Raw genomic sequence first — 14344 nt, 5'->3', positions numbered from 1 at the left:
AGTTAATCATTCGATGAATTTTGTAGAAGAATTAAAATGGCGTGGCATGCTCCACGATATGATGCCGGGTACGGAAGAACTGTTGGCAAAGGAACAAGTGACTGCATATATCGGTTTCGACCCTACGGCGGACTCTCTGCATATCGGACACCTATGCAGTGTAATGATATTGCGCCACTTCCAACGCTGCGGCCATAAGCCGTTGGCACTGATTGGCGGCGCTACGGGTATGATTGGCGACCCTTCCGGTAAGTCGGCGGAACGCAATCTGCTTACTGAAGAAACACTGCAACGCAATATGGCGGGCATGAAGAAACAGCTGAGCAAGTTCTTGGATTTTGACTCGGATGCCCCTAACCGTGCGGAGTTGGTGAACAACTACGATTGGATGAAGGATTTCAGCTTCCTTGACTTCGCTCGCGAAGTGGGCAAGCATATCACTGTAAACTATATGATGGCTAAGGACTCGGTGAAGAAGCGTCTGAACGGTGAGGCCCGTGACGGTCTTTCTTTCACTGAATTTACTTACCAGCTGTTGCAAGGCTACGACTTCCTGCACTTGTACGAAACCAAAGGCTGCAAGCTGCAAATGGGTGGTTCGGACCAATGGGGTAACATCACTACGGGAGCAGAGCTGATTCGCCGTACCAATGGCGGCGAGGTATTTGCCTTGACAAGCCCTCTGATTACAAAGGCGGACGGCGGTAAATTCGGTAAGACGGAATCCGGCAATATATGGCTTGACCCCCGTTATACATCTCCTTATAAGTTCTACCAGTTCTGGCTGAATGTGAGCGATGCCGATGCAGCCCGTTACATCAAGATATTTACTTCTCTGACTAAGGAAGAAATCGAGGCTTTGACAGCCGAGCACGAAGCTGCTCCGCATTTGCGTGTTCTGCAGAAGCGTCTGGCTAAGGAAGTTACCATTATGGTACACTCCGAAGAAGACTACAATGCAGCTGTCGATGCTTCCAATATCCTTTTCGGTAATGCTACTTCGGAAGCATTGAAGAAGTTGGATGAAGATACCTTGCTGGCAGTATTTGAGGGTGTGCCTCAGTTTGAGGTATCTCGTGATGCACTGGCAGCGGGTGTGAAGGCGGTTGATTTGTTTGTAGACAATGCAGCCGTATTTGCGTCCAAAGGCGAAATGCGTAAGCTGGTACAGGGCGGTGGTGTATCTTTGAACAAAGAAAAGCTGGCAGCTTTCGATCAGGTTGTTACAACCGCTGATTTACTGGATGATAAGTATCTGCTGGTACAACGCGGCAAGAAGAATTATTATCTGATTATTGCAAAATAATATATGGATATGAAAAAATGTCCCGAAATATTTGCATATTTCGGGACATACTTCTATCTTTGCACCGCTTTTTAACAGAAAGCACATATGTTTGGACTATGGTGTAATGGTAGCACAACAGGTTTTGGTTCTGTTTGTCCAAGTTCGAATCTTGGTAGTCCAACAAAAAAGCTCTGACAGTCTATGATTGTCGGAGCTTTTTTTATTGGTCGCATTCTTTCTTTTAAATTATTCATCAAATGTTAGGACGTTTCTAATGATTTTTTCTTTCTTTGTACAATATTGATAGATAATTGGGACAAAATAGTAATGTTTTGCCGTTTTCTTTTGCTACATTTGCAATCGTGTACGTAAACGACGTACCGCTCGGCTATTTACTTGATAACTTAAAAACGTAATAAATCATGAGAACGAACTATGAAATTCGCTACGCTGCACATCCGGAAGATGCGAAAAGCTATGATACAAAAAGAATCCGTCGCGATTTCCTTATAGAGAAGGTATTCTCTCCGAACGAAGTAAATATGGTATATTCCATGTATGATCGTATGGTAGTGGGTGGCGCTATGCCGGTGGGTGAAGTACTGCCATTGGAAGCTATCGACCCGTTGAAAGCACCTTACTTCCTGACCCGTCGTGAAATGGGTATCTTCAACGTTGGCGGACCGGGTGTAGTGAGAGCGGGTGGTGCCGTATTTGAGATGGACTATAAAGAAGCCCTCTACTTGGGTTCGGGCGACCGTGAAGTTACTTTTGAGAGTAAGGATGCAGCCCGTCCGGCTAAGTTCTACTTCAATTCCGTAACGGCCCATCGCAACTATCCCGATAAGAAAGTGACGAAAAAAGACGCGGTGGTGGCTGAAATGGGTTCTTTGGAAGGCTCCAATCACCGTAATATCAATAAGATGTTGGTTAATCAGGTATTGCCCACTTGCCAACTGCAAATGGGTATGACGGAACTTGCTCCGGGCAGTGTGTGGAACACGATGCCTGCGCACGTTCACAGCCGTCGTATGGAAGCCTATTTCTACTTTGAGATTCCGGAAGATCATGCTATTTGCCACTTTATGGGCGAAGTAGACGAAACCCGTCATGTGTGGATGAAGGGCGACCAAGCCGTCCTCTCTCCCGAATGGTCTATCCACTCGGCTGCGGCTACACATAATTATACCTTTATATGGGGTATGGGTGGCGAGAATCTGGATTACGGAGACCAAGATTTCTCTTTGATTACAGACTTGAAATAAGAGTTAGAACAGACAATCACATTTTTCAACCTAAATAAATAAACATCATGAATCAGTATTTGAATTTTTCTTTGGAAGGTAAAGTAGCCCTCGTTACAGGTGCTTCTTATGGTATCGGTTTTGCTATCGCTTCGGCTTTTGCTGAACAAGGCGCAAAAATCTGTTTTAACGATATCAACCAAGAATTGGTGGATAAAGGTATGGCTGCTTATGCCGAAAAGGGTATCCAAGCACATGGCTATGTATGCGACGTAACTAATGAACCTGCTGTTCAGGCTATGGTGGCAACAATTGAAAAAGAAGTAGGTACTATCGATATTTTGGTTAACAACGCAGGTATCATCCGTCGTGTTCCTATGCACGAAATGGAAGCTGCCGACTTCCGTCGCGTTATCGATATTGACCTGAACGCTCCGTTTATCGTTTCTAAGGCTGTTCTGCCTGCAATGATGAAGAAGGGTCATGGTAAAATCATCAATATCTGTTCTATGATGTCCGAACTGGGCCGTGAGACTGTATCTGCATACGCTGCCGCTAAGGGTGGTTTGAAGATGCTGACTCGTAACATCTGCTCTGAATATGGTGAATACAACATTCAATGTAATGGTATCGGTCCGGGTTACATCGCTACTCCGCAGACCGCTCCGTTGCGTGAAAAGCAAGCTGACGGCAGCCGTCACCCGTTCGATTCATTCATTTGCGCTAAGACTCCCGCCGGTCGTTGGTTGGATCCGGAAGAACTCACAGGTCCTGCTGTATTCTTGGCTTCTGAGGCTTCTAACGCAGTTAACGGACATATCCTGTACGTTGACGGTGGTATCTTGGCTTACATCGGAAAACAACCGAAATAATAAGGTAATTAAAGGTGGTAAGGCGGTAGGTGATAGAGGAATATTACTTTACCGCCTTTATCATATTATTTATTCAGTATGAAGAAACTTCTTTTATTATGTATGACGGTTTTGTTTTGCTTCGCTTGTAACGAGAGCAAAACGCTGACCGTTACGGTAACCAATCCGTTGGCCATGGAGCGCTCTAATGAGATGGTAGAGGTGTCTATGGAGACTGTTACAAACCGTTTGGGCTTGGCAGATACGGCGCAGATTGTCGTATTGAACGCTGACGGGCAGCAAGTGCCTTATCAGATTACGTATGATGACAAGGTTATATTTCCCGCTACGGTAGCTGCCAACGGCATCGCTACTTATACCATACAGACCGGTACGCCTGAGGCTTTTGATGTAAAGGCTTGCGGTAAATGTTACCCCGAACGTATGGATGATATGGCTTGGGAGAATGATTTGGTGGCTTTTCGTGCGTATGGTCCTGCTTTGCAGGCAAAGGGTGAGCGTGGCTTCGGCTACGACTTGTTTACAAAGCGCGATACCTCCGAGCCCATATTGGAAGCTATGTATGCCAAGGAAACTGATAGGGAAACTCGTGCCAAGCTGAGAGAATTAAAGAAAACGGATCCGGAGAAAGCTGATGCGTTACTGAAAGAAATGTCTTACCATATTGACCATGGGCATGGTATGGACTGCTATGCAGTAGGTCCCACATTGGGAGCCGGTGTAGCCGCATTGATGGTAGATGACAACATTATCTATCCGTGGTGCTATAAGAATCAGGAGATTCTGGATAACGGCCCGCTGCGCTTTACAGTGAAGTTGGAGTTCAATCCTCTGACTGTAAAGGGTGATTCGACTGTGGTAGAAACACGTTTGATTACATTGGATGCAGGTTCGCACTTGAACAGGACAGCCGTATCATACAGCAATCTGAAAGAAACATTGCCTATCGTTACAGGTATTGTATTGCATGAACCGGATGGGGCTGTCGTTGCCGACGCTGCTAACGGTTACATTACCTATGTAGATCCTACTACCGGTCCTGATAATGGCAAAATTTTTATGGGTGCTGCTGTACCTACCGTTGTCAAGGATGCTAAAACTGTACTTTTCTCCGAAAAGGAAAAGAAGGAACGTAATAATGCCGATGGTCATGTGCTTGCTGTCAGTGATTACGAACCGGGTTCGGAATATGTATATTATTGGGGATTTGCATGGGATAGAGCGGACATCAAGACCGCCGATGCTTGGAACCTGTATATGGCTGATTTCGCTCAGAAAGTACGCAATCCGTTGACGGTAAAAGTAAACTGAGAAAGCTGAAAGAGTTAAAAGTTGAGAGTTGAAAGTTAAGCTGCGCGATTATGCTGTATAGCAAACTTTCAACTCTCAACTTTTAACTTTCAATTCCCATAACTCTATAGCTGTTTAAACTCGTATCCTTCTTCTTTCAGAAATTCTATTGCCCGTGGCAATGCGTATTGCAGGTTGCCGTTATTCCAAGACTTTAAGGAATCATGAAATGTAATGATAGAACCGTTGCGTGCGTATCTCATTACGTTGGCAAGCACCTGGGGACCGCGTAGCTTCTTGCTATAATCGCGCGTTACCAAGTCCCACATTATTATCTTATAGCGGCGTTTCAGTATCATATACTGTGTCCATCCCATATGTCCGTGCGGAGGACGGAATAAGTCCGTTTTCATCACTTCATTTGCTTTCTCTGCATTGGCCAGATAGTCTTTGAAGTTATATTCAAATCCCCTTAAATGGTTGAAAGTATGGTTGCCGATACGATGTCCCCGCTCCACAACCATTTGAAACTCATCGGGATGCTTACGGATATTGTCACCTACCATAAAGAAGGTGGCCTTTATACTGTATTTGTCAAGTAAATCAAGAACCCAGGGAGTAACTTCGGGGATAGGTCCGTCGTCAAAAGTCAGGTAAATGGCTCTCTCATTCGGGTCCATTCGCCAGACGGCGCTGGGATATAACTTACGAACGAACTCGGGAGGCTGTTCTATAAACACGATTAATTAGCGGTTAACGGTTATTGATTAGTGATAAGCGTGCAGTGGTGAGTGGTTAGCAAACTGTTATTTACTAATCACTCACCACTGCCCGTTTATCGCTGTTTAAGTCTTTCTACATATAAATTGTACAACTCTTCTACTTTCGGTTCGTAGATTTCCGCCAGTTTGGAATTGTATTTCTTCATAATCTTTACTTCGGCATCGAGCACTGCCCAGTGGTATTCAAACTCACGGGTAGAGATAACGAAGCGGCTGTCGTCCATGCTTAGATACCAAGTGAGATATTCCACAGCTTTGTTGGCAAGCGCTTTCATCATTTCGTCAGCCTTTGCGGAGTCGCCTAACTGATAGTATGCTTCGGCCATTTGTACGGCGCCGTTTTGCCAGTCATATGGTACGTTGTAGGCAGGAATCATTTTTTCGGCATAGTCCAGTGCGGCTTTAGCCTTATCCTTCTTGCCTTCGCGTATCAACTGCTGTACAAGTTGGGAGAAGATACGGCGATGTGAGTGGCACATACGCATCGTATTCTCATCAATGTAGATACCCGGTTTGTCGATACCGCCGAACTTGAACTTGTTCATCAGGTTGTCATACATCTTTTCGCTGTCAATCTTCACACCCAGTTTGTCTGTATCGAACGGAGTGAAACGGTAGGTAAGACCTTCCTGAATGAAGTGATTACTCATGTTCAATTGGTTTTCCGGCCCTACACTGACTGCAATATAGATAGGACGTTCCCAATTGGCTTCCGCTAGCATCTCGAGCATCATGAGTTCGCTTTTGTAGAGGGCGCGTTTACCTTTCAGCGAGATGTGCATATAGTCGGGGATGGAATCACCCGGTATCATCATGCCGCTGCGGCGTACGGCCTCTTTATCCACTTTCATTACGATGCTGTCGGTAGGAATTACTTTCAAGTCCTCATTCTTGCTGCGTATCCAGTATTTCAGGATGTTTTTAAGTTCGTAAGGATTGTCACCGAATTCTTTCTTCACGTTTATCAATGCTTCGGTATTACCGCTCAGGGCTTGTTTCTCTGCTTCGGCATACAAGGCGTCGATACTCTTCTTGTATTCGGGGCGTACCGGAATATATTCGTTGGTACCTTCCACGTACTCCATACGGTCCCACGTGATGGGCAGGGAAGGAGAGTCGTAGGCGGGACGCTTCATTTGGTCGATGTACCAGTCGGTCTGCAGGTAGCTGAGGTTACAAGTACGGGCATCGGTACGGAAGCCTTCCGTCTCTTGGTTGTACCACAAGGGGAAGGTATCGTTATCGCCGTTGGTATAGATGATGGGATTGCCCGTTTCTTGCAATGACATCAGGTAGTTCTGACCGAAGTCACGTGCCACATAACGGCCGCTACGATCGTGGTCGTCCCAAGTCTGGCTCGCCATCTGTATGGGAACAAAAAGGCAGGCTACTGAAACGATGGCTGCGGCGGGAAGCTCCTTCATCTTGGCATAATGCTGCAACAGGCGGATAATACCTGCCACACCCATACCTATCCAGATGGCGAAAGCATAGAACGAGCCCGCATACGCATAGTCGCGTTCACGCGGCTGGCTTGGCGTCTGGTTCAGGTAGAGCACAATCGCTATACCGGTCATGAAGAAAAGGAAGAACACTACCCAGAACTGCTGGATACCTTTCTGTCCGCGGTAAGCCTGCCACAACAGGCCGATAATTCCGAGCAACAGCGGCAGGCAGTAGAATACGTTATGTCCTTTGTTCTCTTGCAGCTCTTTCGGCAGCAAGTCCTGATTGCCTACGAGCATATTGTCAATGAACTTGATACCGGTAATCCAGTTGCCATGTTCTATTTCTCCGCTACCCTGCAAGTCATTCTGACGTCCGGCGAAGTTCCACATAAAGTAGCGCCAGTACATCCAGTTGAGCTGGTAGGAGAAGAAGAACTTGATGTTTTCCCATTGCGTAGGCATGGTCACCATAATCATCTCACCGCATTTGTCATAGGGCACATCATATCCTTTGATATCTTGCCAAGCTTGATATTGGTTGGCATGGGCGCTGCTGTACATACGCGGGAAAAGCATATTCTGTGCGTACTCGTACTCGATGCGTCCCGGAATTTCGATGTAGCTGTCCTTTTCGTCGTCAGTGGCTTTCTCCTTGCGGATATATTTGGTTCCGTTGTAGGAGATGCGCGGTTCGCAATATCCGTCTTTCACGTCCAAAGCTACTTGTGAGGAGTAAGCCGGACCGTAGAACAGCGGACGTGTTCCGTATTGCTCGCGTCCCAGATATTCGCCCAGTGTGAAAATGTCTTCCGGTGAGTTCTGGTCCATCGGGGTGTTGGCGGTAGAACGGATTACGATAAGTGCATAAGATGAATAGCCGATGACAATCATCATGGTGCACAACAGCGATGTGTTCAGCGTACGTGCCGATACACGGTATTTCTCTTTAATCTTCTCCTGTGTGCCCGGTTTGAGGTAGAACCATAACAGCGCGATGACGATGATGCCGATAATCACGGAACTGCCGCCATGACCGTAGAAAGGAATACCCAGCATGGCTATGGTCAGTATGAAGGAGAGCGCCATACGCGATTTGCTCTTTTCATTGTAACTTTCGTATACACCCCAAATAAGGCAAGCTGCCAGTAAGATGATATATACGATGACGCCGCTGTTGAATGACATACCGAGTGTGTTGACAAAGAACAGCTCGAACCAGCCGCCCACTTTTACAATGCCCGGAACGATGCCGTACAGCACAACCGCTACCAGCACCATAGAGGCGAGAAGCGCCAACAGAGAACCTTTTGCATTGGCATTGGGCACTTTCTTGTAATAATATACCAACACGATAGCCGGGAGACAGAGCAAGTTCAGCAAGTGAACGCCGATACTCAATCCGGTGAGATAGGCGATGAGAATCAGCCAACGGTCGGAATGCGGCTCGTCTGCTACATCTTCCCATTTCAATATCAGCCAGAATACCACCGCTGTAAACAGTGAGGAGAAGGCATATACTTCACCTTCTACGGCGCTGAACCAGAATGTGTCACTGAATGTGTATGCCAATGCGCCTACCAGGCCGCTGCCCATGACAGTAATCAGTTGTCCTTTGGTGATGTTATTCTCATCGGTGATAACCAGTTTGCGTACCAAGTGAGTGATACTCCAGAATAAGAACAGGATACAAGCGCCGCTCATCAGTGCACTCATGTAGTTCACCATTTTGGCAACGGTAGTGGCATCGGAAGCAAACTGAGAAAATAGATTGGCTACTAACATAAAGAACGGTGCGCCGGGCGGGTGTCCTACTTCCAGCTTATAGCCGGTGGTAATGAACTCCGGGCAGTCCCAAAAACTTGCAGTCGGCTCAATAGTCATGCAATAAACCGTTGCTGCAATGATAAATGTAATCCAACCAATCAGGTTGTTTACGGTTTTGTACTGTTTCATTCGGATGAAATTCGTTTTTTATTATAGACGGGCGCAAAGATAATGATTTCAGTTCTAAATAAGTGACAATAAGCCGGATTATTAGGATTGGTTTAGAGATATAGGGAGAATTTTCAGAAAAAACAAAACTTTCTGTATCATGCTGTATTCACACACGATTTATCCTAATGGTGATGGTGTTCTCCTAATATCCGATGCGGCAATGTGCCATGTCCCAATAGTTCTATGGGGCAGTTGAAATTACGTTCCAGCCATTCGCCGGTGATGCCTGTATCGGGATGATAATCCAGTGTCTCGTTGACGCAGGCAATGGATTTTACTTGCTGCAACACCGTACCTATGTCGTGGCTGACGAGTATGATGGCACAGTCTTTATTGATTTCGGCCAATAATTGATACAGGCGCGCTTCAAAACGCTTGTCAATGTAAGTGCTGGGTTCGTCAAGGATGACTACTTCGGGGTCGGAGATAATAGCGCGTCCCAACAAGGCGCGTTGAAGTTGTCCGCCGCTCAGTGCGCCGATTGCACGTTCTTCCAGTCCTTCCAGTCCCATACGTACTATGACTTGACGTGCTTTTTCTCTGTGCTCCTTAGTGAAGCGTGAGGTGAGCGACTTCTTGCTGCTGAGTCCTGATAAAATAACTTCCTCGACGGTGATAGGGAATTTGCGGTCTATACTGTTGTATTGGGGCAGGTAGCCCATGGTGAGCGGAGAGTTGCCTGTCAGATGGGGAGATGCAAAAGATATGTCACCGGAAATAGGTTTGAGTAATCCCAAAATACATTTGATAAGCGTGGTCTTACCGCCTCCGTTCGGACCGATAATACCCAAAAAGTCCCTGTCGTAAACGGTGAGGTTTACGTCACGAAGTACCGTACGGCCGTCGTATCCGGCATTGAGGTTTCTTATTTCGATAATGGGAGTTGGCATGATTTCTTTTCTTGTTAAGTAGATGTTGAAATTTAGTTTATATCCGAATGACAGATAGTATAAGTTAATTATGTATATTTACTTATTTTAAAACGTTTATCTGTGAGTCTTTATAAGCCGGTTTTTAATCCGTTTAATGCTTTCGCTATATCCAGCATCTCCGCCTCCCAATCGTAGGACAGGGGATTGATGTCAACAATCCGGGTTCCGGTTTGTTTGGCAATGAGTTCGGCATTGCGGCGGTCGAATTCCGGTTGTACAAAGATTACGTGTACTTTTTCACTCTTGCAGGTATCAATCAATGCTTTCAGATGTGCGGGGGACGGCTCTTTACCTCCGGCTTCGATAGGAATCTGATGCAGTCCGTAGTCGCGGGCGAAATAGGAAAGCGCAGGGTGGTAAATCATAAAGGCATGATCTGCCCCCGGTGCGGAGAGCTGTTTGCGGATGAGGCTGTCCGTGCGTTCAATCCGTTCGCAGAGTTGCTTGTAGCGATCTATGTAGGCCATCTTGTTGGATTGGTCGAGGGCAATCAGGGCGTGAAGTATATTACGTGCGATGACTTGAGCGTTGGCGGTAGAGTTCCAAATGTGGGGTTCTACACCGTCAATGTGATGGTGTTCTTGTCCGGATGTTTCTGGGGCGTATGGCGGATGATGGGGGTGGGCATCCCCATCGATGAGTTCCACCCACTCCGACATATCGTAGAATTGCAGATGTGGTGCGTTTTCCGAGAGTTTCTCCATCCACACCTGCTCGAATCCGATGTAGCCGATGCGGAAGTATGCCTTACTTTTGGTAAGTTCGATGAGCTGCTGCGGTGTAGGGTCGTAGGTTTCCGGACTTGCACCTTTGGGAACCATACTGACTACTGTAAACAGGTCACCGGCAATGGCCTCGGTGAAGTATCGCAGAGGTTCGAGCGTAACAGTGATAACAGGTTTATCACCGGCTTTATTGCTTTGATTGCTTTTGGGCTTGCAGGAGGCTATGAGTATAGTTGCGAGTAGTAAAAAATATATCTTTTTCATCTATCTTATTTATGGCTTTTATAAATGTAATTCAGAGTAACTGTTGCTTTGTTTGTCTTCTTTCTGCGGCTTATTCCTTTGTTTTGCCGGCTCGGAGTATCTCACGTTTGCCGCCCGGCGGGCCGGGAAGGCGCTCTACCGTAAACCCAACGGCTTGTAATAGCCGGCGGATAACGCCTTTGGCGCAATAGGTGGTCAGTATGCCATTGTAGTTCATGCAGGAATATATGTTTCGGAAAAGCTCTTCGCTCCACAATTCAGGCTGCTTCTCGGGGGCGAATGCATCGAAATAAACAAGGTCGAAACTGTAATTGGCAGGCGGTTCACCAATAACCGCTAACTGTTTGTCACTAATCACTCTATTTACGTCTCCTTTTATTTTGTGTAACGTAAAGCATGGTGTAATGTTCACATCTTTATTCCATGATGCCGTATGTAACTCCTTAAATAGGGGATTGTTGCTATAATTTAATATATCAACTTCTTCCCAAGACAGAGGATAGAGTTCGATGCCGGTATAATGAACAGGTCTTTTCTCTTGTTCGGCTGTCTCCAAAGTGAGTAAGGCATTGAGTCCCGTACCGAATCCTATTTCAAGAATATGAGGTTGGATAGCGGTGGATGCCTTCAGCCCCATATCAATGAAGATATGTTGCGATTCGGTACGTGCTCCTTTTACCGAATGATAATGCTCATTCAGTTCCGGCACAAATAGTGTGGCGCTTCCGTCTTCCGTCCGTTCTATAATTCGTTTCATAGCTCTAAACACTCATCACTGATAATGCTCCCTGTAAGGCCAATAACATAGCAATATATCGTATCAGCTTGCCTGCAAACATAGAAGAAGTAGTCAGCATGACATTGCTGCGCATAAAGCCCAATGCTATGGCAATGGCTTCCCCTATAAAAGGCAGAAAGGCAAAAAAAGCCATGAGGGCTCCTTTCCCTTGCAGAAAACGTTGCATCTTGTCAATCTTCTCTTTCTTTACTTTGAAATATTTCTCTATCCAGTCTGTCTTGCCAAGTCGCCCCATATAGTAACAGGTCATGCCGCCGGCCGTATTTCCCAATGTTGCGGCAAGGACACAAATGGCAGGGCTCAGTCCTACTTTAATGAGCGCCAGCATCACCAATTCGGAGCTGAACGGAATGATACTTCCCGCCAGTAAGGCTGAGATAAAAAGCCCTACATATCCCCAGTCAATGAGAAGTTGTATCAGTGTATCTATAAAAGCGTCCATAAATTGAATCCGAATAAAGTAAATAGTCCGATGAGCATAATTATAAAGAACAGGTTGGAACTCCGACTATTGGTCAACACGAATAAATGTCCAATCAGAATGCTGGTACCGATTAACAGCAGGGATAGCAAATGAGGATATAGAGCGGGTTGTAGCCCCATATAGACAAAAATGCAGAAGTTCAGGAATATCAGAAAGTGCAGATAGCTGCGTGTACGTATCTTGTCCTCATATCCGGCAACCAAACAATGGCTTGAACTTACTATATATAAAAGGAGCAGATACCCGGCCGTAGCCAATTCCCAAGGTTGGAAACTGAATTGGACAGAATGGAAACTCACCAGTTCCAAAAACGGTTGGTAGAATAAATCCATATGTCCGGAAATGTAAGTGTAGCCCAATAGAAACCAATAAGGTACGCTCCAGCCGATGAGCGAAGCGAAAAAACTTTTAGGTTGGAGAGATTGGAAGCTATACGCCCCTATCCAAAATACGGGAACAAAGAATATCAGTTGTGGAAAAAGCAGGCTTCCCATGCCTATAAATACGAATGCATGGAATAGATGGCTTGCCGGTTTAGCTTGTTGGTAGCTTCTGAACAGAAAATACAGCGCTATCAGAAAAGTGACCGCTACCAAGTCTCCGGCATATAATATATGCATACTCGGACAGACGGAAACCAGCAGGAAATAAATGGCTGTCTGTACAGACGCCCGCATACGGATGATGGCGAATGCATTGTTCAGCCCGATAAGAAAATATCCTATGATAGAGTATAGGATAAAGCTGAAAAGACGAGTGCCCCACATCGGGATACATGAGTCACAGAATATGTTCCACAGGGGGTAATTGTCTTTTCGTATCTCCAAATCGGGTAATAGGATAGCGCTCAGTATCCAGCAGGTTACTGATATAAGGATGGCGGCGGGAAGCGTAAAGCGTCCCGCCGTAACCCGATTTTGGAATCTTTGGCTTCTCATTGATAGTTAAAGGTCGAATCCGATGTCGCGACGGAAGTACTTACCCTCGAAACTTAACATATCGGCTACTTTATAACTCTTCTCCAAAGCCTCTTCTTTTGTTTCTCCATAGGAGCAAACGGCTATCACACGGCCGCCATTAGTGACGATATGACCATCCTTTACGGCAGTACCGGCATGGAACAGGATGCTGTCCGTAGCTTCGGCGAGGTTGAAGCCGGTAATGGGATATCCTTTTTGGTATGCTTCGGGATAACCGCCGCTGACCAGCATTACACAAGCTGCCGTGCGCGGGTCGAGTTCCATTGTCTTGGTATCGAGGTTTACTTTGTGTATACCTTCGAAAAGTTCCACGATATCGCTCTTAATACGCAGCATAACGCTTTCTGTCTCAGGGTCTCCCATGCGGACATTGTATTCTATCACCATGGGTTCGTTCTGTACATTGATAAGTCCCAGGAAGATAAAACCTTTGTACAGGATGCCTTCTTCGCGCAAGCCGTTGATGGTGGGCTCTATAATGCGTTCGCGCACCTTTTCCATAAACTCGTCGTTGGCGAAAGGAACGGGTGTCACGCTGCCCATACCGCCGGTATTCAGTCCTTTATCACCTTCTCCGATGCGTTTATAATCTTTGGCCACAGGCAATACTTTATAATGCTCGCCATCGCTCAGGACGAAAACCGAGCATTCTATTCCGCTCAGGAACTCCTCGATAACCACTGTTGCGCTGGCATCGCCGAACATACCGCTGAGCATCTCTTTCAGTTCTTTCCGGGCTTCTTCCAGCGTCGGGAGAATCAGTACGCCTTTACCTGCACACAAGCCATCGGCCTTCAGCACATAAGGAGCGGTGAGAGTTTCAAGAAAAGCAAGCCCTTCCTCCAGTGTTTCGGCTGTTACGCTTTTGTAGCGGGCGGTAGGAATGTTGTGGCGCAACATGAACTCTTTGGCGAATTCTTTACTGCCTTCCAACTGTGCACCCTTTGCAGAAGGGCCGATAATGGCGATGTGCCGGGTAGCGGCATCTCCTTTGAAGCAATCGAAAATACCTTGTACCAGCGGATCTTCGGGACCCACTACAATCATGTCAATCTTATGCTCAAGGGCAAAAGCCTTGAGAGCGGGGAAGTCAGTAGCTTTGATGTCTACATTCTCGCCCACTGCGCTTGTTCCCGCATTGCCGGGAGCGATATACAGTTTTTCTATTTTAGGGCTTTGTGCAATCTTCCAAGCCAAAGCGTGTTCGCGGCCACCTGAGCCAAGCAATAATACTTTCATTT

General features: G+C 46.3%; 12 protein-coding genes and 1 tRNA gene. 5 read left to right on the top strand and 8 right to left on the bottom strand.

Annotated features, from left to right (window positions below):
• The first annotated feature begins 13 nt into the window (after nt 1-13).
• The 5 genes from tyrS to KG118_RS03900 all read left to right on the top strand — a co-directional run bounded on the left by tyrS (nt 14) and on the right by KG118_RS03900 (nt 4715).
• Nucleotides 14-1306 (top strand): tyrosine--tRNA ligase, encoded by a 1293-nt coding sequence (tyrS, locus tag KG118_RS03920; protein WP_117710466.1) that lies wholly within the window; start codon nt 14-16, stop codon nt 1304-1306.
• Nucleotides 1307-1398: 92 nt separating this feature from the next.
• A tRNA-Gln gene (locus KG118_RS03915) sits at nt 1399-1469 on the top strand.
• 241 nt (nt 1470-1710) lie between these two features.
• Entirely contained in the window at nt 1711-2553 is an 843-nt protein-coding gene (gene kduI, locus KG118_RS03910; protein WP_117710465.1) for a 5-dehydro-4-deoxy-D-glucuronate isomerase, read from the top strand.
• A 47-nt stretch (nt 2554-2600) separates the two neighbouring features.
• Nucleotides 2601-3404, top strand: a complete 804-nt coding sequence (locus KG118_RS03905; protein ID WP_117710464.1) for a gluconate 5-dehydrogenase — start codon at nt 2601-2603, stop codon at nt 3402-3404.
• A gap of 78 nt (nt 3405-3482) precedes the next feature.
• Entirely contained in the window at nt 3483-4715 is a 1233-nt protein-coding gene (locus tag KG118_RS03900) for a DUF4861 domain-containing protein (protein ID WP_117710463.1), read from the top strand.
• A gap of 104 nt (nt 4716-4819) precedes the next feature.
• Here the strand turns inward: KG118_RS03900 and KG118_RS03895 are convergent, their stop codons facing one another.
• The 8 genes from KG118_RS03895 to purD form a co-directional block, all read right to left on the bottom strand.
• On the bottom strand, nt 4820-5434 hold the full coding sequence (locus tag KG118_RS03895) for a polysaccharide deacetylase family protein (protein WP_117710462.1): 615 nt from the start codon (nt 5432-5434) through the stop codon (nt 4820-4822).
• 95 nt (nt 5435-5529) lie between these two features.
• Entirely contained in the window at nt 5530-8877 is a 3348-nt protein-coding gene (locus KG118_RS03890; RefSeq protein ID WP_117710461.1) for a glycosyltransferase family 117 protein, read from the bottom strand.
• 164 nt (nt 8878-9041) lie between these two features.
• Complete coding sequence (locus KG118_RS03885) at nt 9042-9809, bottom strand: metal ABC transporter ATP-binding protein (protein ID WP_117710460.1); 768 nt, start codon at nt 9807-9809, stop codon at nt 9042-9044.
• 110 nt (nt 9810-9919) lie between these two features.
• Nucleotides 9920-10840: a metal ABC transporter solute-binding protein, Zn/Mn family gene (locus KG118_RS03880; RefSeq protein WP_117710459.1), complete on the bottom strand. Its 921-nt coding sequence runs from the start codon at nt 10838-10840 to the stop codon at nt 9920-9922.
• Nucleotides 10841-10910: 70 nt separating this feature from the next.
• A complete protein-coding gene (gene mnmD / locus KG118_RS03875) occupies nt 10911-11597 on the bottom strand; it encodes a tRNA (5-methylaminomethyl-2-thiouridine)(34)-methyltransferase MnmD (RefSeq protein WP_117710458.1) in 687 nt (228 codons plus the stop codon).
• A 4-nt stretch (nt 11598-11601) separates the two neighbouring features.
• On the bottom strand, nt 11602-12081 hold the full coding sequence (locus KG118_RS03870) for a YqaA family protein (protein WP_117710457.1): 480 nt from the start codon (nt 12079-12081) through the stop codon (nt 11602-11604).
• A complete protein-coding gene (locus KG118_RS03865; protein ID WP_117710456.1) occupies nt 12066-13061 on the bottom strand; it encodes a hypothetical protein in 996 nt (331 codons plus the stop codon). Before KG118_RS03865 ends, KG118_RS03870 begins: the two co-directional genes overlap by 16 nt.
• A gap of 6 nt (nt 13062-13067) precedes the next feature.
• Complete coding sequence (purD, locus tag KG118_RS03860; RefSeq protein ID WP_117710455.1) at nt 13068-14342, bottom strand: phosphoribosylamine--glycine ligase; 1275 nt, start codon at nt 14340-14342, stop codon at nt 13068-13070.
• Nucleotides 14343-14344: the final 2 nt, after the last annotated feature.

Source organism: Bacteroides propionicigenes (assembly GCF_018390535.1).
Taxonomy (GTDB): domain Bacteria; phylum Bacteroidota; class Bacteroidia; order Bacteroidales; family Bacteroidaceae; genus Bacteroides; species Bacteroides propionicigenes.
Note: the sequence above shows the minus strand (reverse complement) of the source record. Positions and strands in the feature narration are given on the sequence as shown.

Bases quoted from the DNA above. Each gene is read 5' to 3' on its own strand.
- tyrS (WP_117710466.1), top strand. From the start codon at position 14: ATGAATTTTGTAGAAGAATTAAAATGGCGTGGCATGCTCCACGATATG.
- kduI (WP_117710465.1), top strand. From the start codon at position 1,711: ATGAGAACGAACTATGAAATTCGCTACGCTGCACATCCGGAAGATGCG.
- KG118_RS03905 (WP_117710464.1), top strand. From the start codon at position 2,601: ATGAATCAGTATTTGAATTTTTCTTTGGAAGGTAAAGTAGCCCTCGTT.
- KG118_RS03900 (WP_117710463.1), top strand. From the start codon at position 3,483: ATGAAGAAACTTCTTTTATTATGTATGACGGTTTTGTTTTGCTTCGCT.
- KG118_RS03890 (WP_117710461.1), bottom strand. From the start codon at position 8,877: ATGAAACAGTACAAAACCGTAAACAACCTGATTGGTTGGATTACATTT.
- KG118_RS03885 (WP_117710460.1), bottom strand. From the start codon at position 9,809: ATGCCAACTCCCATTATCGAAATAAGAAACCTCAATGCCGGATACGAC.
- KG118_RS03880 (WP_117710459.1), bottom strand. From the start codon at position 10,840: ATGAAAAAGATATATTTTTTACTACTCGCAACTATACTCATAGCCTCC.
- mnmD (WP_117710458.1), bottom strand. From the start codon at position 11,597: ATGAAACGAATTATAGAACGGACGGAAGACGGAAGCGCCACACTATTT.
- KG118_RS03870 (WP_117710457.1), bottom strand. From the start codon at position 12,081: ATGGACGCTTTTATAGATACACTGATACAACTTCTCATTGACTGGGGA.
- KG118_RS03865 (WP_117710456.1), bottom strand. From the start codon at position 13,061: ATGAGAAGCCAAAGATTCCAAAATCGGGTTACGGCGGGACGCTTTACG.
- purD (WP_117710455.1), bottom strand. From the start codon at position 14,342: ATGAAAGTATTATTGCTTGGCTCAGGTGGCCGCGAACACGCTTTGGCT.